Source organism: Desmospora activa DSM 45169 (genome assembly GCF_003046315.1).
In the GTDB taxonomy this organism is placed as follows: domain Bacteria; phylum Bacillota; class Bacilli; order Thermoactinomycetales; family DSM-45169; genus Desmospora; species Desmospora activa.
On the sequence record NZ_PZZP01000001.1, the window covers coordinates 1,996,706 to 2,018,110 of the forward strand.

The window sequence follows — 21,405 nt, forward strand, 5'->3', positions numbered from 1 at the left end:
GAAAAAATGCGAAAATCATTTCGTCTTTTTTGGAACTGGATCGTATCCAGTCTACGCATTCAGATGATCGGCTTTGTCGTGATCTCCCTGTTGGTCGCAATCATCGCCCCCTATTCCTTCTTTTTACTCGGAATCGGCGTCACCGAAAAAAATCGCTACTATTATCCTTCTCAACAGGAAGTCCAACGGGAGCTAATGCTAATAAAGAAACGAAATCTGGTGTCAGAGCCCCTCAATAAGAAAAAAAGAAAACTTCTAGATCGATATAGTCACGATAATTCCTTGTCCCTGGCTTTAACCGATGAGCAGGGAAAAGTGTTACTCCATACCCGTACTCTATCAGCTGAACCAATCGATATCCATTCCTTTCTACAGAGGATGGAAACACAAACCGAAGATCCGAGCGACCATCCAGAGAAGCGGGAGATAGTCACCGTTTATCCCTTTGCGGCGGATGGAAAAAAACGTTATCTGTTTGGAGTAAAAACGGCGGAGGGGCAAGCGACCACCTACCGTATAGGGAACCCTGTTCTCACGGTACCTGCGGCCATCCTTACATTTCTATTTACATACCTGTGGTTGACCCGAAGGAAATTAAACCAAATCCGCGAACTAGCTCACGGAATGGACCGCTTCGCCAAAGGAGACTTATCCTTTCGCTTGCACGAGAAGGGGCGGGATGAGCTGGCTTCTCTCTCTTCCAATATCAACCGCATGGCCGAACGTCTAGAATCCGCTTGGGAACGGGAACAGGCTTGGAAGCGACAACGACTGGAATTGATCTCCAATGTCTCCCATGATCTGCGCAGCCCTCTTACATCGATTATCGGCTATTTGCAGTTGATGAAGGATAAACCGAATCTCGAACGAGCGGAACTTCTGGCCTATGGTGGAATTGCTCTAAACAAATCCCGTGGACTTCAGCGAAGAATCGAAGATCTTTTTGAATATGCCAAACTGACCCATCCCGATGTTCGTCTGCGCAAAGAATCAATCTCACTTACCCACCTATTGGAGCAGCTGTTGGATGAAGCATCCCCCCTCATGACGGAAAGAGAGATTCGGTTGGAAAGGGAATTGCCGAAGGACTCTCTACTGTTGGATGGGGATCCATCCCTGTTAGCCCGTCTATTTGAAAATTTGTTGGATAACGCTATTCGATACGGAAAGGATGGATGGATCCGGATACAAGCTGTCCCAGAAGGTAAAATGGCCCGAATCACCCTAACGAATCCAGTAAAAGAACTGGATCCTGAGCTGGTATCACGCCTATTTGACACCTTTGTCACTGGGGATGCATCCCGTACTGGGGAAGGGTCCGGCCTTGGGCTAGCAATCGCCAAAAACGTGACAAAGCTACATGGGGGGGAGATCCGTGCCGATTATGCGAAGGGGGAAATCTGTTTTACCGTTTGGTTGCCTCTTCACCACGACCTTACATGATTACGATGGTGAAAAAAGCAGCTCTCCAACGGAAAGCTGCTTTTTCTTATTTATCACCGCTTATCGTACATCCACAATCGAAAATCCAACACCACCATCGGCACTAGCCATCCGTGAATGCTTCTTGATTCTGGTGGTAAGAAAATTCCGAAAGCGGGAGAGGTTCAATGGTTGAAGTACAGGAGTGATATAATGCTATCCCACTGACGTTCGACTAGAAGGCATTACGTGATTCATCATAGTCACGTTGCTTTCTTTTTGTACTTTTTTCTTTTCCCCCAAGGTTTTATATACGAAATAATCACTAAAAAGCTTAAAATGGACAGACTGATCGCGATGCCGACAAACAACATCTGTCGATTCTCCAGATACATTGGATTACCCAAAGGAGGTAGTTGACTGGAGAAGATCTCACCAAAAGTGTCATGAATCCAGACGCGCATAAAAACTGCGCCAAACATAATAACGGCTGCGTTGCCAATCCATTTGGCTTTGGGGTTAGAAAGCTATCGGAGAGCGATGCTTCGGTATCGTGACGCCGTTGATATCTTCGCCAATACCCCCCCCTGACGCCGCATCGTTTGCAATTGATCCAATCTCTGTACCAAAACCTGTTGTCGACGGGGATGAAACAAGAACAAGCGACATTGGCCCTGGATCTATTAAACAACTATGTGATCGGCTTTGTGATGGAAGAGGTACGTTTTACCGGAGTAGCCGAAAATCAAAATTCACCGGGATCTTTCCACGATGAACCAAAGGGGATCGAAAAATACCCAGACCTTGAACCGATGATGAAACATTTGATGTCGACCAGTCTGGAAGATCGATTCCAGTTTGGCCTTCAAACCATCCTGGATGGAATCTGTTTCCGGTTTGATTTACAGCCGTAGAGCTTCCATTTTACAAACGCCCCTAGACCTTTTAAGGAATAGAGGCGTTTTCACCAGATTTACCAATCTAATCAGTCCTTCTCTAAAGCGAGGTTAATACAGCCCCACTCATCGGTGCTAATGTGAGCCGCACTCGCCCCTTCTTAACCGTGAAGCGGGTACCACTCAGCCGCTCCACCACCTCCGTGCCGTCCTTCCACTCCGCTGTCTCCAGTACCATCCGACGACGGTGGGGACTATTGTTTAACACTACACCGACTGTCTCTCGCTCCAGTCGGCGCAGAAAGCCATACACCCCTTTTTCTCCATCCGCCAGCCATGTACGCACATCCCCGCGACGCAACGGGGCCAACTCCCGCCGCAACGCCAACAGTTTTCGGTGCCATGCCAACAGATCGCCATCCTGCTCCGCGCGATCCCAAACCATCGGACGGCGACAATCCGGGTCTGGGCCCCCTGTCATCCCCACCTCATCGCCATAGTAGAGCATGGGAATGCCCCAGTAGGTGAGCTGAAACAAGACCGCCAGTTGCATCCTTCGTCGCTCCCCTTCACACATGGTGAGAAATCGCTCGGTATCATGGGAGCCCAACAGGTTGAACATGGCCGCATTTGCCTGATCCGGATAACGCATGCGCGCGGCGGTTAGTTCTTCAGCAAAGACGTTTGCATCGATGGAACCTCCGCAAAAAAGGCGAGTACCGCATCTCGAAACAGATAATTCATCACTCCGTCAAACTGATCCCCACGCAACCACGGCCCTGCATCATGCCAAACCTCACCAATGATGAGGGCGTTGGGATTGATGGAACGCACGCGCCGGCGAAACTCCCGCCAAAAAGCAAAGTCTACTTCATTAGCTACATCAAGGCGCCACCCGTCCATCCCTGCTTCCCGCGTCCAATACTCCGCCACCTGTAGCAAATATTCCCGTACGGGCGGATGCTGGGTCATCAGTTTTGGCATGGTGGAAACTCCATTAGCAAAGGTTTCATAATTGGGTTGTGGTGTGGTTGTCACCGGAAATGACTCAATCCGAAACCAATCCTTATAGGGGGATGCCTCCCCTTTTTCCACCACATCGCGAAAGGCAAAAAAACCGTCACCGGCATGGTTAAACACCGCGTCAAATATCACCCGCATTCCATAATGATGAGCCGTGTGAACCAACGCTTTTACCGTTTCCAACTCACCAAAATGGGGATCGATCTGATAGTAATCATCGGTATTATATTTATGGTTGGAGGGAGAGCGAAAGATGGGCGTTAAATAAATCGCATTGATTCCCAGATCGGCTAGATACGGCATCTTTTGGATAATCCCCGCCAAATCGCCGCCGTAAAAGCTGTCCGCTTGCGGCTGTAACGATGAGTCCCAAGGGAGTGTCCCCGGTGGATCGTTACGGGAGTCGCCATTGGCGAACCGCTCCGGAAAGATCTGATAAACGACCGTATCTACGGCCCAATCCGGCACCTCAAACAGATCCCCCTCACAGAGGTAGGCATATTGAAACACCCCCGCCTGGGAGTGCTCCTGGCAAACGCCTTTTTCTCCCACCCACCAGCGCCTCCCCTCCCGCTCCAGCCAAAAACAATAGCGCACACGGCGCGTCGCTGTGGGAATCACCCCTTCCCACCAATCAAAGCGGCTGTCAACTGCCACTTTTTCCAGGGGAAGCGGCTGATCCTGTTCCTGCGGTTGATACCGATCCCCATGCAAGAGACCGACTGCGCTGGCATCCCCTCTTTTTACCCGGATGCGCACCTTCAAGGCGTGGGGCCCCAGGGGAAAAGCCATCTCCCCATTGGGCCGATGCTCAATCGCTTCCAACAACATGTATATCCTCCTCCTCACCCTTTGGTAGCACCGGAGGTCAGCCCAGAGATAAAGTAGCGCTGCAACATCAGGTAAACAGCGGCGATGGGGAGCGCGACCAAGACGGAACCGGCGGCAAAGCGGGTGTAATATTGGCCGAAACGATCATTGATCATATCGAATAAGCCCACAGCCAATGTTTTGTTTTCCGGACTGGTCAATACAATTTGTGGCAGCAGAAAATCCATCATCGGCGCCATAAAGTTAAACAGAAACACCACCGCCAAAATCGGGGTACACAACGGCATCATAATCCGGAAAAAGACCGTCAGATGGCCGGCTCCATCGATTCGTGCCGCTTCATCCAATCCCCGGGGAATGGTGTCCATATATCCTTTCATCAGCCATGCATTAAAAGGAATCTGCCCCCCAAGATAAATCAGGATCAAACCCCAGTGATTATCCAGCAACCCCACCATATTGAGCAACACATAAAAGGCCACCATCGCCATCAGTGAGGGAAACATCTGCAACACCAGAAACGCCATCAATGTATACTTGCGCCCGATAAACTGATAGCGGGAAAAAGCAAAAGCGGTGATCGATGTCAGCAACACCGATAAGATCGCGGTATAAAAGGAGATCTTCAACGAATTTTTATACCAGGTGAGATACGAACTGTTTGGATCGGTCAACAAGTATTGATAATGGGTGAGGGTCGCCTTCTCCGGAATCAGCTGAGTGGAAAAGAGGCTGGTTCCTGGGTTAAGCGAGGCCCCAATCGTCCATACGATCGGAAACAGCGTCACCACTACCATCACCAGCAATATTACATAGGTGAGTCCCAATCCGATATTGGTTTTGGTTTGTTCGCTCATTGGATCATATCCTCCTCATTAAAGGAGCGGGTGCGGGTAAACTGATAGGCGGCCAAACTCATCACAATCAGGCCGATGACGATGGAGATGGCGGCGGCATAGTTAAACTTGGAAATATCAAACATCAATTTATACACCCAGGAGATCAGGATATCGCTGCCTCCTGCCGTCGACTCCGGCACTGCCGGTCCCCCTTGGTTAAACAGATAAATCACGTTAAAGTTATTGAAATTTCCGGCGTATTGGACAATCAAAAGCGGTGCCGTCGCATACAGCACCATGGGAAGCGTGATATGGCGAAACTTGGTAAATGCAGTCGCCCCATCCACTTCCGCTGCTTCGTACATATCACTGGAGATGCTTTGTAAGATACCAGTACATAGCGCCATATTGAAGGGGAAACCCAGCCAAAATTGGATTAAAAGCAATGCCACTTTAGTCCAAAACACATCCGTTAACCATGGAATCGCCCCGATTCCCATCGTTGTAAGCATCTGATTGATAAAACCGAAATCATCGTTAAACAGCGCCGACCAGGTGATAATGGTAACAAAGGGTGGTACCGCCCAAGGCAAAATCAATACGGTGCGAAAAAAACGCTTTCCTTTTACCCGTTTCTGATTGATCAGCACTGCCAGGATCAGGCCCAAGGCAAATTGCACCGTCGTTGCTACCAAGGTCCACACGACGGTCCAGGAAAAGACGTTGATAAAAGAATTTCGCCACAAATCCAACTGAAACAGCGCCACAAAGTTATCCAAGCCCACCCAATCCACCAGTTTCGCCGGCGGCGAGTGATAGAGGTCATAGTTGGTAAAGGCGATCAACATCATAAACAACAACGGATAGATAACGACAAACACCAAGAACAAAAAGGAAGGAAAGACGATCAGATAGGGAAACCCTTTATCTGTCACTGCACGGAAAGAAGCCCAAATACCCGGCGGGCGCGACCCTTCTTCCCGCATCCGCCCCACCTGATACGCATCGCGAATATTGAGGGCGTAAAACAGACCCCCGAACAAAATCAAGAAAATGGCGATTAACCCTTCCGCCATCAACATGATGGAATCATCCCGAAACGGTTTTTCCCCTAGTGTGACAATCCCCCATAGACCCATATTGAAAATATCGCGAAAAACGATGATATAGGAAAATTGCAGGATCAAGAGCAGCAATCCTTTGATCCATTGTCGGTTATACAACTGGCCCAAACCCATAGAAAAAACGGAAAGCAGTGCGGCTGTATTCCGTTTCCCCCAAGATCCGGCTCGGCTGGTGGTAGGTTGTCTCTGGGGCTCCATGTTGAGACTCCTTTCAACAAATCAGATAGACGGAAGGCACAGTAAATCACACCGCCGAACCCAAGCCTTCCGCCTTGCAATCGACGATCAAGATTGGCAACCCATCCGACCACAAACTCGAATGGTCCCTCAACGCACAAACAGGAACGGCAAGCCCGCTCCTGTTTGCATCAGTTTTGCTGGGCTTTGATTTTGTCTTTCACCAGTTTTACCGCGCTGTCTAGCGCTTGCTGTGGGGTCTGTTTGCCCTGGGCCACAAAGGTTGCGGCATGATTCATCGGCTCCCACACCTGATGCATTTCCGGGATATTGGGCATTGGCACCGTATGTTTTGACTGCTCGGCAAAGGCAGAAACAATCGCATCATCTTTGATCAGGGGATCGTCCAACAGCGCCTGTACCGGCGGAATTTCCCCAGTATCTTCATACCGCTCTTTTAACGCCTCTTCACTGGTTAAAAACTTCATCAGCTCCGTCGCCCAGTAAGGATGTTCACTGTATGCCGATAGATACAGTCCTTTGACACCGCTGAAGGTGATAGGCTGTTTTCCCTCCACCGTCGGAATTGGTACAACCCCAAAATCGATCCCGGCATCCTGATAATCCCGTACCGCCCAAGGACCGCTGATCACCGCTCCTACCTTTCCTTCCTTAAATAATCCATTTAACGTATCTGCGTTAAGATTCGTAGGAATCAATTTTGCCTGGTACAGCTCCTCCAGTTTCTCCATGCCTTTGACGGAACCCTCACTATTTAAACCGATATCATCGGCATCATAGGTCCCATCGCCTTGTTTAAAGATATATCCACCCATCGTATCAAACAAAAAATAGTTAAAGTAAAAGTTAGTTCCTTCAAATAAAAATCCGTACTGCTTCTGCTTGGTATCGGTATAATCCTCGGCAAAAGCGACCAAGTCCTCATAGCTTTTCGGCGCTTCCTCTAAAATCGCTTTGTTGTAAAACAAGGCTACATTTTCCGTCACCCGCGGCAATCCATACAATTCACCTTCCACTGTCATCGCTTCAATCGCAGGATCGATAAAGGCGGATGTGACTTCCCTATCCACTTCTAATGGCCGGATCAACCCCTTTAACACCGCTTCCCCGTTGTTGTCGTGGGGCCATGTCACCAGATCGGGTCCTTTGCCGGCAGGTCCGTCAAGGCTTAGCTTCTGTTGTTGATCATCCTGTTTCAGTGCGATCACCTTTACCTCGATCCCGGTCTCTTCCTCAAACTTAGCAGCCATCTTTTTCGTGTGTTCCACCTGGATTTCCTCGTCATTCTCCCAGATCACCAGCTGCTGCGGTTTTTCCTCCGCACCGGTACCATCGGCGTCCGTTCCGTCATCCTGGGGACCGCAGGCGGTAAGCACCAGTAACATCACCACCGCGACTGACAACCATTGACTCCACTTCTTCATTTCGTTTAACCCCCTTGACTAATTGTGCAACCGTTTGCGCAAAATGCAAAAAAAGAAAACAACCTGTATGAGAAAGCGCTTGCAATATTTTTATTCGCGAGCGCTTGTCCTTTTTCCTTCTAAAGAAAACGTTATTTGTTGATTTAACCTTTTTGCTGAATCGCCTTTAAGCTATAGAAACCCTTCTGGTTTGGTTAAAAACAAACCGGATATCGTTTCTGAGTCCCCCCAGATACCATTGATGATATTTTTAAATACGGTATCCAGCGGGCCCCCATCTGATGCTCGTTTTCTTGCCTCATTCAATAACTCGGGCATCACTAATTCCACCGTACCGTTTCCGCCTCTTCCATCATCCGGCGTATCAGTTCCCCCGCTTTTTCCTCCCGGCTCATCCCGCTGGCTTGCCCTGCCCACAGCGACATCCACTCCGAATCATTGGCTCGTTGGGCTGCTTGCCGTATTTCTTGCGTCCACTGATGCTGAAGCGGATACGGAAGCCATGTGCCTTGGGACTCCAGCTCTTTCATCATCGCATTGCGAATTCCCCGCGCCGTTTTACCGGTCAGAGAACGGGTGAGATGTGTGCTTTCATCATCGGATTGCAACACCCGTTGTTTATACGCCGGATGGGCGCCGCTTTCCACACAGGTGAGAAACGCCGTCCCCAGTTGCACCCCTGACGCCCCCAACACCATCGCCGCAACCATTCCTCTACCATCCATCACCCCACCAGCTGCAATCAGCGGGATTTGCACCCGGTCAGCCACCTGGGGCAACAGCGCCATTAAACCGATCCCACTCTCATCATTCGGTCGATGAAATCCACCGCGATGTCCTCCCGCTTCCCAGCCTTGGACCACCAGTGCATCTACCCCGATTTTCTCCAATTCTACCGCTTCCGCTACTGTAGTAGCCGTGCCGATCACAACCGTCCCACCTGCTTGCAACTCTTTTACTTCCGCCGCCTCTGGTCGGCCAAATGCAAAACTGACCACAGGTACACGCTCTTGCCGTACCACCGACCACAACCGGCGCCAATCCTCCATCTCTCCTTGCTGTGGTGTGGTAGAAAGTCCCCATCGCTGCCGGAGAATGCCTAGTCGCTTTTTCACTTTTTCCCCGTCATCTTCTTCTTGATCGGGCGTTTTTGTTACAAATAGATTTACCGCAAACGGTCGTGCTGTCCGTTCCCGTACCACAGCAATCGCCTGTCTTAACTGCTCAGCGTTCCAGTAACCGGCACCCAACGTCCCCAATCCTCCCGCTTCCGAAACCGCCGCCGCTAGCTGAGGGGTGGCAATTCCTCCCGCCATCCCTGCCTGTACGATGGGATAACGAATGTGCAATAATTGTGTCAAACGATGGTTCATCAGTAGTTTCCTCCTTTTTTCTCACTTGAGAATAAGATAACGCCCGTTATGTTGCAGTTTAATTTTGCAGGGATCGGTGCTCCGAAAGCAAACCATTGAACAAATCTCGACTGCTAAATAATCCGCAGCACCGCATACCCGAAAACTAGGGCGATCAAGGCGCTGGATAAACTGCCGACGAGGTAATATTCGGCAAACTCTTTGCTTTCAAATTGCTTAAAGCGAGCCAGGGATTTCACTGCGATCAGAAACATCATGCCATGGGGAATCCCTTGTACGATAAAAATGATGATGAGCACCCGTTCAATCATGCCGATATAGCGGCCGATATGATGGGGAGAATCTCGGTAGATCCTTTCCGTCTTCACGGTGATGACTTCCTGTGCTTCTTCTCCCTGCTCATTGTGATATGTTTTGATCTGGGTCTGTTCATCGGCAATACTATACGTCCCTTTCCCCAGGCTAGGCGTTGGCCCCAAATTCCGCAGGAGGATGTTTAAAAAGTAACCGGCTCCCTGGGTCACCAGGATAAAAATAATGACAAGTAGCATTAACTTGACGGGATCGGAAAAGATCATATGTCCAAATAAGAATTGAAGCGAATCCGCCTTAAACGCCGCAAACGAATAGCGGATAAGGCCCATGGTATGAAGCACCACAATGATCGAGATCACATGGAGGAGTTGATCGATGAGGAAAAGCCCGGCGGAAATGATGGTGTTGGTAAATCGCTTTCCGCTCGCCACTTTCATCCAGTCGATCAGATAATGAAGGATCGCGACAAAAAAAGCAGCAACTGCCATCGTTCCCCATGTAATATCAACGGGATCTCCCACGATAACCGTATACAAGGAGACAGCCAACATGGTGATGACCAGATGGCAGAGCGAATGAAGGGCTAACCCTTGATGCAGATGTTTCTTTTTCAATTGAATCAGGCGATGACCCTGAAACACGAAATCCGCTGCAAAATGCGCCAATAAAAAGGTAAGAAACAAGAGAAGCATGGGGTTTAAGACCTCCCTGTCAAATATCCTGCTTGCAATCGGTGCAACAACTGCATCAAGCTAGCCTCCATCGCCTGAACGAGCGGATAATGGGCTCTAGATAACAAATAGCTCACCGTCGACTTGGCTGATTTATAACCCAGCTTTTTTCCAATTTGTTCATAGCTGAATTGGGGGTTTTCCTGAATCAGCCGAATCACGTTTTGCTGTTTTTCACTGCGATGAACAATCTTCTCCCAAATGGAGTAGGTGAGGGCGTTAAGCGCTTGGTAGGGAACCGCTTCATCATAAAAGAAAAACGAGCTGGCATCCTCTCCCAGCAGCCAAGGTTTGGCTTGTTGATGCTGTTGCTTCAAAAAATGGTCTCTGGCCTGAAACGCATGGTAGACAGCGGTTCCGTTCATGGTGTGAATCGTCGCTTGTGTCGACTCCAGTTCCCCAAGACCCAGCCCGATATACAGATGAATCCCTTTTCCCCTTAGCTCTTCCATCATCGTTTTAGCAGCGAGATACCCTTGGGGAAATTCTTTGAGAACACCGACGATTTCATCTCCGTTTCTTACAGCAAAGGGAATGAGAAGCTCTTCTGAGAAGGATTTGTTCAGCTTGTCCTCACATTGTTGTAACGCTGTAATGAGATGCTGACCCTCCATTTGTCTCGACTTTTTTACATCTCCAGCAATACAAATACAAGTTTGCGGCAACGTCCTCACCTCCTGCATCCTATGATTCCATCAACCCCACCTTTGTTGATGATTTTATATCAACTACACTTTTGTTGATGCCTTTATAACAACTATAGTCTGAATTGATGGGCAATGCAAGATCGATCATGACATCCAACGAATCGACCATTGTTGCCCATTCAGACAAAATTACTGACTTCCTTGTATGTATAACACTTAATACAAACATATGATCTTATGATAAACTATCATGGTATAGGGGTGAAATGAGTGTTCTTAGTAATGTGAATGGACTGACCTACACCATTTAATCTTCCATTGAAGCCGATGCGAAAGAGTTGTCCGAAGACGTATAAAAAAAGCGTTGGTTGAGCGAGGGATTTGTGATGAATGAAGAACAAATGTTGGACAAATATGCAGGGATCATGCAATATCAATTGACATTAAATCCAACGGACACTGATAAGTTACTAGCTGATCTGATCCCATTGTTGGCCCTATCTTTTGAACGATCCGCCTATGAATGTGCTTGTAACAAAGCCAAAGAAGAGAATACGGTGTCGATCTATTATGCCAAAAGTAGAAAAGATCCGCGCTGTTTGGTGTTAATACAGTTTTTGATGTCTTTTTTTTGCCATGTGATTATTCGCTTTCCACAAACAGATGAGCAGGTGATACGTGCGCGTATAAACGAAGTGAGTCATGAGGACCTTTATGATACGTTAACTCAACAGAGTAAAATGAACCGCATCGTACATCATTACCAAATCGATATCGAAGTCATCGATGAATACGATTTATGGAAGACGGTTTTTAAGCAAAAAAACTTTTGGAATGAGTACGCTCGTTTTACAAGTGATAATGAGGTGAAAGACGAAGAAGCACTCATCTATCCTGCGTTAGCGAAGCCCATTTACTTTGAAATTGAACCAAAAATCGGATTATTAGTGGATATTGGCGATAAAATATTTCAATCGATGTTATTGTTCAAACACCCCTCCCTTGATCATCCATATCGATTGGGATGGGACGATGCAGCACATTGGCGTCCACATGTATTAAGGTGGGCTGAGTTTAAACCACTTATATACTTTTTAACAATCCGTTACCCGGATCACTTTGTCGTTCCTTTCCTGCTATTGTTACGTTTTGCCCCCATAACCAAAGAAGAGGATGAAGGGGAAATCAGTAAAATGATTAAGGCAGCTTGGCGTTCTCTCCATTTATTCCGTGAAGAGGAGATTGAACAGCTCGATCGTATCGCAACATATAAACCACACTTTACTTGGTCTTATGAAGCGGAGACGGGGAGATACCACGCTTGTGATGCACCGATGGACATCTACTCCAAGCGTCATATCTGTACCGATGACTTCCCTTTCCATGCTTTTGCCGACCTGTTTCGATCGATTGAATCTTATAAAAATACGGCTGCTTGGTACGAGGCGGAAGAGAAATGGATCCGGTTAATTGCCCAGTATGGAATGGAAGGGGATGAAACATGGCTAGCACGGCGGAATCAATAATCCCAGCAATCGGCTTATATTTCGAAATAATCGATTCCCTGTAGTCGAAACCCTCCCGTTTGCATTCTGTCAAATCATCAATCAATCCTTCCGCTGTATACTACCTAACCAACTGAACACAGACCATTTTCACTACAGCCGTGATTTCTTATGAAAGCTCCCTTGAAAAGGCTTCCAACTGTCCGAATTAAACAACTATCCCCCTTACGCTTGACGCTTTGTCAGAGTCGCTCTATAATCCGTAGTAATTCCAATCGCAATGATCAGAAAAACGATATACGACTAAACTCTTATCCAGAGAGGCTGAGGGACTGGCCCGATGACGCCCGGCAACCGACTGTATCTGCAGTATAGGTGCCAATTCCTGCAGGATGTTTTGATCCTGATAGATAAGAGGAAAGCGACTGAGAACCCCATCGCTTCCCTCTTATCAGGGAAGCGATTTTCTATTGTGATGGGAGGAATGAGAATGATTCCTGTACGGCCGGGACCGGATCATTATCTGCACGAAAACGGCGTATTAGACCGATTGGAGTCACTGTGGGAGGAACGGGGGTGGAGACGAGGAGCTTTGATTCACGGCGAACCCTCTTGGGAGGCGGCCCACCCTTATCTTCCTCCTACAATCTTGGACCGATGCAAAGAGGTGCCTTATCGAGGGAAGTGTACCGATCAGGAAGTGAAGCGATTGGTACAACAGATATCCGCTGCACAGACGGATATCATCATCGGGGTGGGTGGCGGCAAAGGGATGGATATCACCAAAGCGGTCGCCAACCAAATCGGGCTACCCCATCTGTTGATCCCCACCTTTCCCGCCACTTGTGCGGCCTATACGCCTTTGAGTGTCTATTATGATGAGAGCGGTTCGTTTATCCGCTATGATATTCATCCCCATGCTCCCACTGCCGTATGGGTAGAACCGGAAATTCTGGTGCGAGCTCCGCTGACCGGGCTGCGTGCCGGTATCGGTGACACACTGGCCAAATGGTATGAAGCAGAAGTGCTCGCCACCTCCCTTGACCATCCGCCCGTACCGGTCCGGATGGGTTTAAAGGCCGCTCTCCTCTGCCGCGAAGTGTTGCTGGCCGACGGGGAGGAAGCATTGCACACCGCCAAACAGCAGCAGGTAACCCCCGCTTTTCAACGGGTGGTGGATGCCATTTTGGTGCTGGGTGGAACCGTGGGCGGCTTTGCTGAACGATACGGCCGCACCGCTGCCGCCCACTCCGTTCATAACGGCCTTACTCGACTACCGACAACTGACCGGTGGCTGCACGGGGATAAAGTGGCATATGGAATTTTGGTACAACTGGCTCTGTTGCAACAAGAGCAGGAAATCAAGCGCCTCCTTCCCTTCTATCACAACGTGGGACTCCCTTCTTCCTTGACTGAGCTGGGATTGGACCCCACTGATCACGATCAACTCCTAACCCTGGCACAAGCCACACTGGCACCAGAAGAGTCGATCCATCTCATGGACGACAATGTTACCGTAGAGGATCTGATTGACGCCTTTCAACGATTAGAACCATTGACAAATGCAATCCGAGAGGAGACAACACAATGAAATCACTCACCCGTTTTGCCGGCTTAGCCGCCTTGATTTTAATTTTATCCGCTTGCGGCGGCGGTGCTGACCAATCCGGCGGTCCACTTCCCGACGATAAACTGGTCATTGGCGTTACCGCCGGCCCCCATGAAGAGATTATGGAAAAAGTGAAGGAAGTAGCCGCTGAAGACGGTCTTGAGATTGAGCTGAAAGTGTTTAATGAATATGTGATGCCCAATGTCGCTTTAGCGGAAAATGAATTGGACGCAAACAGCTTCCAAACACACCCCTATTTGGAACAATTCAAGGAAGATCGCAACCTGGATATAGTGGCCGTATTTGATACCGTCACGTTCCCCATGGGCATCTATTCCGACAAGATCGAGGATATCAAAAAGATTCCCAAGGGAGCAAAACTAGGTGTTCCCAATGATCCCGTCAACGAAGCCCGCGGCCTGCAATTGTTTGAAAAGGCCGGTGTGATCAAGTTAAAAGAAGATTCCGGGACACTCGCCACTCCAGCGGATATCGTAGATAATCCAAAGAACGTTCAGTTTGTGGAATTAGAAGCTTCTCAAATTCCGCGACAACTGAGCGAGTTGGACGCAGCGGCGATTAACACCAATTTTGCCATTGAACACGGCTTTGTTCCAACAGAGGATTCCATTTTTATCGAGGGAAAAGACTCTCCCCACGTCAACCTGATGGCCGTCCGTACCGAAAATAAGGATGATTCCGTCCTGAAGAAGCTGGAAAAAGCGTATCATTCCGAAGAAGTAAAAGCCTTTATTCAGGAAAAATACGAAGGATCCGTCCTTCCCTCGTGGTAAGGGCAGCGTGAAAGGAGATTCCCATGATCCGATTAACGGAGATCAGCAAGACATTCCAAACGAAAAAAGGGGCTGTCAAAGCTTTAAATCAGGTCTCCCTCCATGTAAAAAAGGGTGAGATCTTTGGAGTGGTCGGCTACAGTGGCGCAGGCAAGAGCACCCTGATCCGTTGTGTCAACCTGTTGGAACGGCCGACAGAAGGTACGGTAGTAGTTGGCGACGAGGAGTTGACCGCCCTCTCCCCCCAGCGATTGCGGGAGGCGCGTAAACGGATCGGGATGATCTTTCAAGGCTTTCATTTGCTAAAAACGGCGACGGTTCGAGACAACATCGCCATCCCGCTTCGTTTGGCCGGACACTCCAAGCAAGAAGTGGAACGGCGAGTAGACACTTATCTGGATATTGTAGGCTTAACTGAACGGAAAGACGCATATCCGGCGCAACTGTCGGGCGGTCAAAAACAGCGGGTGGCCATCGCCCGCGCCCTCTCCCATGAACCAGAGGTATTGTTGAGTGACGAAGCCACTAGTGCCTTGGACCCCGATACGACAGAATCGATTCTGCAATTGTTGCTGAAGATCAACGAGGAATTGGGCATCACCATCCTGTTGATCACCCATGAGATGGCCGTCATCCAAAAAGTATGCGATCGCATGGCGGTAATGGAAGATGGAGAGATCGTGGAACAGGGGGATGTGCTAACCATTTTTACCGAGGCACAACATCCCACCACCAAAAAATTTATCAACAGCCTCTTCCCACAGGACCTCCCTCCCGCACTTATGGCGGAATTGAAGGATAGCGGCCCGATCGTCACCCTCTCCTTTGTAGGGGCTCAATCCGGCGATCCCGCCCTGGCTACAGTGGCAAAGCGGTTTGATGTTTATCCCAATATCTTGTCGGGCAATATCACCCAACTAAAACAGCAGCCCTACGGCCGCTTGATGGTTCATTTAAAAGGAAAACCGGAAGAGACCCAACGGGCGATTCGTTTCCTCGAAGAGCAACAGATTCGCGTGAAAGGAGTGGAGTACCATGATCGCCGCGATCAACGAATTTCTTGACCGATGGGGAGATCAAATCGGGCAAGCGACGGTGGAAACCTTCCAGATGACGTCGATTGCCCTAGCGATCGCGGTGGCGATTGGCTTACCACTAGGGATATTGCTGGTACTCACCCGACCGGGAGCAAGCCTTTCCAATCGTTGGGTTTATCAAATCCTAAACGCCATTATCAATATCATCCGTTCGATTCCCTTTATCATTCTCCTATTCTTTATCCTACCTTTTACCAAATGGGTCGTTGGAACCAGCATCGGCGTCACAGGCGTAATTGTTCCGCTAGTGGTCTACACCGCTCCCTATATTGCCCGCTTGATGGAATCGGCGTTGTTGGAAGTGGATCGCGGGGTGTTGGAAGCGTATGAATCGATGGGCATCCCCACCCACAAAATCATCTGGCATGTGATGGTGCGAGAGGCCCGTCCCTCGATTGTGCTGGGATTGACCATCGCCACCATCGGCCTGATCGGCGCTACAGCGATGGCCGGTTTGGTCGGTGGCGGCGGATTGGGCGACCTTGCCTATCGCTTTGGCCACCTCCGCTATGAAGCCGATGTGATGTATGTGACCGTCATTTTGCTGATCCTATTGGTACAAGGATTGCAATCAATCGGAAACCGTCTGGCAGCCACCTTGAAAAAGGATTGATGACAAAGTGGTCCTGGGTCACGACTTCCGTTTCGCTCCTCTTTCCCTCTCAAGGATGTGGGGCTGTCCGCTCCATCTTTCGTCCCCAATCAGCGGCCAAAAGAAAAGCATGTGTAGCCGCTAAACGGTTGGGGTCTAAGGAGACTCCGCTGGGCACAGTGAGACTCAGGAACGAAGCGACTGTAGTGAGACTTGTGCTTTGTAGTGCATGGAGCGGAGACGGATAACCACCCCGACCAGTTTTCAGCAGCCTTAAGCTTCCCTCAGCGGGAAGCTTTATTTATAGAGGCGGAGGATAATGGACATCATTTCCACATACACCAATCGCGCTCTTTGTTGACCCTTTCCACGGCACTGGTTAAGATAATAGATATCTATGTCAATTTATCTCACATTCCCACGACAACCTATGGAGGAACGATCATGAGCGACCAACAAAATCCCGCAAACCGAGACTTTGCCTTATCCCCGGTAGCCCCTTCCCACCGCCGGGGATTTTGGGCGATGTTTGCGGTGATGCTCGGCTTTACCTTTTTTTCAGCTAGCATGATTTCCGGAGGAACACTGGGTACCGGATTAACGATAAAAGATTTTTTGATCGTGATCCTGTTCGGTAACTTGATCCTCGGGGCTTACACCGGCTTGTTGGGCTATATCGCAGCAAGCACCGGACTATCCACTCATTTGCTGGCCCGTTACGCCTTTGGCGAAAAAGGCTCTTATCTCGCTTCCTTTTTGCTAGGAATCACACAAGTGGGTTGGTTTGGGGTCGGAGTCACCATGTTTGCCTTGCCGGTACAAAAAGTGACCGGGATAAACATTTCTATCTTGATCGTCGTTGCCGGCCTCTTGATGACTGTCACCGCTTATTTCGGGATAAAAGCGTTAACCATTCTCAGCTTTATCGCCGTTCCCGCCATTACCCTATTGGGAAGCCTCTCCGTCTTTCGGGCGGTCGACTCTATCGGTGGATGGGACGAGCTGATCCGGTACCAGCCGACGGACACCCTATCACTGGCGGCAGCTTTGACGATTGTGATCGGCTCTTTTATCAGCGGTGGAACGTTGACGCCTGACTTTGCCCGCTTCGCTAAAACGAAAGGGATTAGTGTCATTACGACTGTTATCGCCTTTTTTATCGGTAACTCCCTCATGTTCGCCTTTGGCGCCGCCGGTGCAGTAGCTACCGGTGAATCGGATATCGCGGAAGTGATGTTTTTACAAGGACTGATCATTCCCGCCATTATCGTGCTGGGATTAAATATCTGGACAACCAACGATAATGCGTTATACGCCTCTGGGCTCGGTTTTTCCAACATCACTAAGCTCCCTAAAACCGTCACCGTCATATTTAACGGCATACTGGGCACGGTAATGGCGTTGTGGCTTTATTATCATTTTATCGACTGGCTCACCTTTCTCGGATCTACCTTGCCGCCGATCGGGGCGATCATTCTGACCGACTATTTCCTCATCCGGCGCGGTAAAATTGGCCCGTGGTCCGAGGCAACCTTTCAAATGATCAATTGGGTGGCGATCCTTGCCTGGATCGGTGGCGTGATCCTCGCAATATTTGCTCCTGGAATCCCACCGTTAAATGCAATCCTGGGATCCGGTATCCTTTATGCTATACTCACATTGATCACTGCGAAAAAGGAGAAGGTATATGCTGATTAAACGGGCCAAATTAAGGGGCAGTGCCGATCTGTGGGACATCGTCGTCACAGACGGAATCATCACCCGAATCGGGAAAGACTTTAACCCTTTAGAGCAGCCGGTGATCGATGCTGAAGGACAGCTGCTGTTACCCCCTTTTGTGGAACCTCATGTCCACCTGGATACCGCCTTAACTGCCGGTGAACCCCGTTGGAATGAAAGCGGAACGTTGTTTGAAGGGATTGAACGCTGGGCGGAACGAAAAGAGCGGCTGACGATCGAAGATGTGAAAACACGAGCCAAACAAGCATTAAAATGGCAGATCGCACAGGGGATCCAATCTATCCGCACCCACGTCGATATCACCGATCCCCAGCTGACGGCGCTACAAGCGATGCTGGAAGTCAAAAGTGAGATGAAACCCTGGGTCGATGTGCAGATTGTCGCTTTTCCCCAGGAGGGAGTCCTATCCTTCCCTCAAGGGGCTGAGCTATTGGAAGAAGCGATCCGGATGGGGGCGGATGCTGTCGGAGCGACTCCCCATTTTGAATTTACACGGGAGTACGGCGTCGAATCCGTCAAGATGGCACTCGCCCTGGCTGCCAAATATGACCGTTTAGTCGATATCCACTGCGATGAAATCGATGATGAACAATCCCGTTTTGTGGAAACGGTGGCCGCTGAAGCGTATCGTCTCGATATGGGCAACAGAGTGACCGCCAGCCATACTACCGCGATGCACTCTTACAACGACGCCTATACCTCTAAGCTGTTTCGGCTGTTAAAACTGGCGGACATCAACATTGTGGCCAACCCCTTGGTCAATATCCATCTACAGGGACGGTTTGATCACTACCCCAAACGACGCGGCATCACCCGGGTAAAAGAGTTGACGGAAGCGGGGATCAATGTTTGTTTCGGCCATGATGATTTAATCGATCCCTGGTATCCCTTGGGTACCGGAAACATGCTTCAAGTCTTACATCTGGGTATCCATGTTACACAGCTGATGGGTTATGAACAGATCATCAACGCCATCGATTTAATCACAACCAACAGCGCCAACACGTTAAATATCGCCGACCGGTACGGCATCGAAGAAGGAAAACCGGCCAACTTTATCATCCTGGCGGCAGAAGACGAATACGACGCGATCCGCCGGCAAGCGCCGGTACTATACTCGGTGCGAAACGGAAAAGTAATCGCCCGAACACAACCGGCAACAACACTCATCGAACTGGAGAATACAGAACGGATCACCTTTCAAAAAAGGCCCCACTAAGGGCTTTTTTCTCAGGCTGTGAGGGGGGAATACCCGCCGTTACACACTTACCCGCCCCAGCTACAGGAAACGTAAATTCACCATCTGATCGCCGGTTCTCGGCGATTTTTTTGTGAAATCCTAGGAGTTCAAAAACTCTCAACCACTTCTGAAGGATAAATGCGGTTACCGCTAAGCGGTGGAAAATAGACATGAAGGGAAATCATCCGCTCTTTTCCCGGATTGTACATGGAGTGGATCACTCCCCGCTCAATGAAAAGGGATTCCCCTTTGTCAACCCGGCTTTCCGAAAATGGCATCACTTTCGACGAATTCTCTTCCACCATGTATAAGCGATTGATAAAGGCACCGGAAATGACGTAAACACATCCCATCGATTCACCGTGGTCATGAACGGGAGTCGCCACTCCCCCAGGCAGGTTGATAACAAGGCCCTCAAATAAATCCGAACGCAGAATTACATTTCTTCCGTATTTTAATCGATCTCCGGGTCCCTTGATAAATGGAGCGATCCGTTCAAGTGTACAACCAGTCGTTTGGATCGCTTTTTCCACCTTCCTGGTACAAGGCTGCTCAACCGACTCAAGAAAATCGCGCAATTGTTGAGCTAAATTCATCTTTTCCCCTCTTCTCACTTAAACTTGACTTGATTACTTAGGATTCGAAATCCATATTATGTTGTCGATAAGAAGAGGTTCCTTCAACCTTTATAAATACACGGCTTTAATTTTCCCGCCCAACCCCACATATTCAACGATCAGGTATAGAAAATACAGCAAAGCATAAGAAATCGTAACTGATTTCTTATGCTACATTTAATTTGTCGAGACAGCGGACAAAACAAAACCATTTTCTTGTCACTCACCTTCAATAAAATGCATTGGTTGCATGGCTGTATTGGGACACATGGCCTTGGCTTTCGGGCCTCCTAAAGGCATGAAAGGCTATAAAAAATGGGAGGGAAACACAGTGAACAACAAAATCACAAGAATCACCCCAAATTTGTGGTTTGACACACAAGCTGAACAGGCGGCAGAGTTTTACGTCTCCGTTTTTACCAATTCCAAGATTGAAAGGACCACACATTACGGAAAAGAAGGGAGTGAAATTCACGGAATGCCAGAGGGTTCCGTCATGACTGTGGATTTCCGGCTCGATGGGCAGGATTTCGTCGCCTTAAACGGCGGTCCGCATTTTACATTCAATGAAGCCATCTCATTTATCGTTTATTGCGCTAATCAAGAAGAAGTGGATTATTATTGGGGAAAATTGTCTGACGGAGGTGACGAAAAAGCACAAGTGTGCGGTTGGCTAAAAGACAAGTTCGGCGTGTCATGGCAGATTGTTCCCACCGTTTTAAATGAAATGATCAGCGATCCCGATCCTGAAAAATCACAAAGAGTGATGAAAGCCCTGCTGCAAACAGAGAAAAAAATTAATATTGAAACGTTAAAGCACGCTTATGAGGGCAAATAAAAAAAGTTCGTTTAAGGAATGTTATCATCTTTACACACCCGCAAGGAGGAATCCGTCTTGACCCATACGTTCGACAAGAGAACGGACTCTGCATCGAAAGTAATTGCCGCATCTCCACACACCATTTATCAAGCGTTTTTAGACCCGGAAGCCTTGGTTTCATGGCTGCCGCCGAAGGGCATGAAAGGTCATCTTTATTCGTTTGACGCGCAAGAAGGAGGAACCTATCGAATGTCCCTCACCTATGTCGAACCGGACCCCTCAATAGCTGGAAAAACATCAGAACACTCGGATGTTGTCCAAGGACGATTCTTGGAACTGGTCCCGAACGAACGGATCGTGCAGCTGGTTGAATTTGATTCCGAGGACCCTGCGTTTGCAGGCCGAATGACCATGACATGGACGCTGACAGCCGTCCAGGAAAGCACCGAAGTCACCATCGTTTGTGAGAACGTGCCCAAAGGCATACAGCAGGAAGATCACGAAGCCGGTATGCGATCAACCTTGGAGAATCTCGCTACCTACATCGTGACACAGCCATAAAGCAAAT

The 21,405-nt window shown here is 49.0% G+C and carries 21 protein-coding genes and 1 riboswitch; of the genes, 11 read left to right on the forward strand and 10 right to left on the reverse strand.

Going from position 1 to position 21,405, the window contains the following annotated elements:
- The first annotated feature begins 6 nt into the window (after positions 1-6).
- Positions 7-1,443 (forward strand): HAMP domain-containing sensor histidine kinase, encoded by a 1,437-nt coding sequence (locus tag C8J48_RS09735; RefSeq protein WP_107726319.1) that lies wholly within the window; start codon positions 7-9, stop codon positions 1,441-1,443.
- Between the two features lie 242 nt (positions 1,444-1,685).
- Here the strand turns inward: C8J48_RS09735 and C8J48_RS18545 are convergent, their stop codons facing one another.
- A complete protein-coding gene (locus tag C8J48_RS18545) occupies positions 1,686-1,886 on the reverse strand; it encodes a hypothetical protein (RefSeq protein ID WP_146160473.1) in 201 nt (66 codons plus the stop codon).
- Between the two features lie 123 nt (positions 1,887-2,009).
- Here C8J48_RS18545 and C8J48_RS09740 point away from each other — a divergent pair, with 123 nt between their 5' ends.
- The gene (locus C8J48_RS09740; protein ID WP_107726321.1) at positions 2,010-2,336 is read left to right on the forward strand and encodes a TetR/AcrR family transcriptional regulator C-terminal domain-containing protein; all 327 of its coding nucleotides are present in this window, start codon (positions 2,010-2,012) and stop codon (positions 2,334-2,336) included.
- A gap of 82 nt (positions 2,337-2,418) precedes the next feature.
- Here C8J48_RS09740 and C8J48_RS19195 read toward each other — a convergent pair whose 3' ends face one another.
- The 8 genes from C8J48_RS19195 to C8J48_RS09775 form a co-directional block, all read right to left on the reverse strand.
- Positions 2,419-2,940: an alpha-glucosidase C-terminal domain-containing protein gene (locus C8J48_RS19195; protein ID WP_483863832.1), complete on the reverse strand. Its 522-nt coding sequence runs from the start codon at positions 2,938-2,940 to the stop codon at positions 2,419-2,421.
- A 41-nt stretch (positions 2,941-2,981) separates the two neighbouring features.
- Positions 2,982-4,172, reverse strand: coding sequence for a glycoside hydrolase family 13 protein (locus C8J48_RS09745; RefSeq protein WP_281261198.1), 1,191 nt, complete (start codon positions 4,170-4,172; stop codon positions 2,982-2,984).
- Between the two features lie 14 nt (positions 4,173-4,186).
- Positions 4,187-4,969, reverse strand: coding sequence for a sugar ABC transporter permease (locus tag C8J48_RS09750; protein WP_425430478.1), 783 nt, complete (start codon positions 4,967-4,969; stop codon positions 4,187-4,189).
- A 56-nt stretch (positions 4,970-5,025) separates the two neighbouring features.
- The gene (locus C8J48_RS09755) at positions 5,026-6,333 is read right to left on the reverse strand and encodes a sugar ABC transporter permease (RefSeq protein WP_107726325.1); all 1,308 of its coding nucleotides are present in this window, start codon (positions 6,331-6,333) and stop codon (positions 5,026-5,028) included.
- Between the two features lie 170 nt (positions 6,334-6,503).
- Positions 6,504-7,757, reverse strand: a complete 1,254-nt coding sequence (locus tag C8J48_RS09760; RefSeq protein ID WP_107726327.1) for an extracellular solute-binding protein — start codon at positions 7,755-7,757, stop codon at positions 6,504-6,506.
- A 320-nt stretch (positions 7,758-8,077) separates the two neighbouring features.
- Entirely contained in the window at positions 8,078-9,130 is a 1,053-nt protein-coding gene (locus C8J48_RS09765; protein WP_107726330.1) for an NAD(P)H-dependent flavin oxidoreductase, read from the reverse strand.
- 113 nt (positions 9,131-9,243) lie between these two features.
- Positions 9,244-10,137: a DUF3307 domain-containing protein gene (locus tag C8J48_RS09770; protein ID WP_107726332.1), complete on the reverse strand. Its 894-nt coding sequence runs from the start codon at positions 10,135-10,137 to the stop codon at positions 9,244-9,246.
- 5 nt (positions 10,138-10,142) lie between these two features.
- On the reverse strand, positions 10,143-10,841 hold the full coding sequence (locus C8J48_RS09775; protein ID WP_170105348.1) for a SatD family protein: 699 nt from the start codon (positions 10,839-10,841) through the stop codon (positions 10,143-10,145).
- Positions 10,842-11,209: 368 nt separating this feature from the next.
- On the opposite strand from C8J48_RS09775, the gene C8J48_RS09780 reads away from it, so the two are divergent.
- The 7 genes from C8J48_RS09780 to codA all read left to right on the forward strand — a co-directional run bounded on the left by C8J48_RS09780 (position 11,210) and on the right by codA (position 19,379).
- Positions 11,210-12,349: a hypothetical protein gene (locus C8J48_RS09780; RefSeq protein WP_107726336.1), complete on the forward strand. Its 1,140-nt coding sequence runs from the start codon at positions 11,210-11,212 to the stop codon at positions 12,347-12,349.
- A 287-nt stretch (positions 12,350-12,636) separates the two neighbouring features.
- Positions 12,637-12,745: riboswitch (SAM riboswitch) on the forward strand.
- Positions 12,746-12,818: 73 nt separating this feature from the next.
- Positions 12,819-13,919 carry an iron-containing alcohol dehydrogenase family protein gene (locus C8J48_RS09785; protein WP_170105350.1) on the forward strand — a complete coding sequence of 367 codons (1,101 nt, stop codon included), beginning with the start codon at positions 12,819-12,821 and terminating at the stop codon, positions 13,917-13,919.
- Positions 13,916-14,731 (forward strand): MetQ/NlpA family ABC transporter substrate-binding protein, encoded by an 816-nt coding sequence (locus C8J48_RS09790; RefSeq protein WP_107726340.1) that lies wholly within the window; start codon positions 13,916-13,918, stop codon positions 14,729-14,731. The genes C8J48_RS09785 and C8J48_RS09790 overlap by 4 nt, the downstream gene beginning before the upstream one ends.
- A 23-nt stretch (positions 14,732-14,754) precedes the next feature.
- A complete protein-coding gene (locus tag C8J48_RS09795) occupies positions 14,755-15,795 on the forward strand; it encodes a methionine ABC transporter ATP-binding protein (protein WP_107726342.1) in 1,041 nt (346 codons plus the stop codon).
- A complete protein-coding gene (locus C8J48_RS09800) occupies positions 15,767-16,441 on the forward strand; it encodes a methionine ABC transporter permease (RefSeq protein ID WP_107726344.1) in 675 nt (224 codons plus the stop codon). The genes C8J48_RS09795 and C8J48_RS09800 overlap by 29 nt, the downstream gene beginning before the upstream one ends.
- Positions 16,442-16,864: 423 nt before the next feature.
- On the forward strand, positions 16,865-18,118 hold the full coding sequence (codB, locus tag C8J48_RS09805) for a cytosine permease (RefSeq protein WP_107727684.1): 1,254 nt from the start codon (positions 16,865-16,867) through the stop codon (positions 18,116-18,118).
- Entirely contained in the window at positions 18,108-19,379 is a 1,272-nt protein-coding gene (gene codA, locus C8J48_RS09810; RefSeq protein ID WP_107726346.1) for a cytosine deaminase, read from the forward strand. Before codB ends, codA begins: the two co-directional genes overlap by 11 nt.
- A 128-nt stretch (positions 19,380-19,507) precedes the next feature.
- On the opposite strand, the gene C8J48_RS09815 is transcribed toward codA, so the two are convergent.
- The gene (locus C8J48_RS09815; RefSeq protein ID WP_107726348.1) at positions 19,508-19,996 is read right to left on the reverse strand and encodes a cysteine dioxygenase; all 489 of its coding nucleotides are present in this window, start codon (positions 19,994-19,996) and stop codon (positions 19,508-19,510) included.
- A gap of 352 nt (positions 19,997-20,348) precedes the next feature.
- Between C8J48_RS09815 and C8J48_RS09820 the strand changes: the two genes are divergently transcribed.
- Complete coding sequence (locus C8J48_RS09820) at positions 20,349-20,855, forward strand: VOC family protein (protein ID WP_211316615.1); 507 nt, start codon at positions 20,349-20,351, stop codon at positions 20,853-20,855.
- 57 nt (positions 20,856-20,912) lie between these two features.
- Complete coding sequence (locus tag C8J48_RS09825) at positions 20,913-21,398, forward strand: SRPBCC family protein (protein ID WP_245891118.1); 486 nt, start codon at positions 20,913-20,915, stop codon at positions 21,396-21,398.
- The last annotated feature ends 7 nt before the right edge of the window (positions 21,399-21,405 follow it).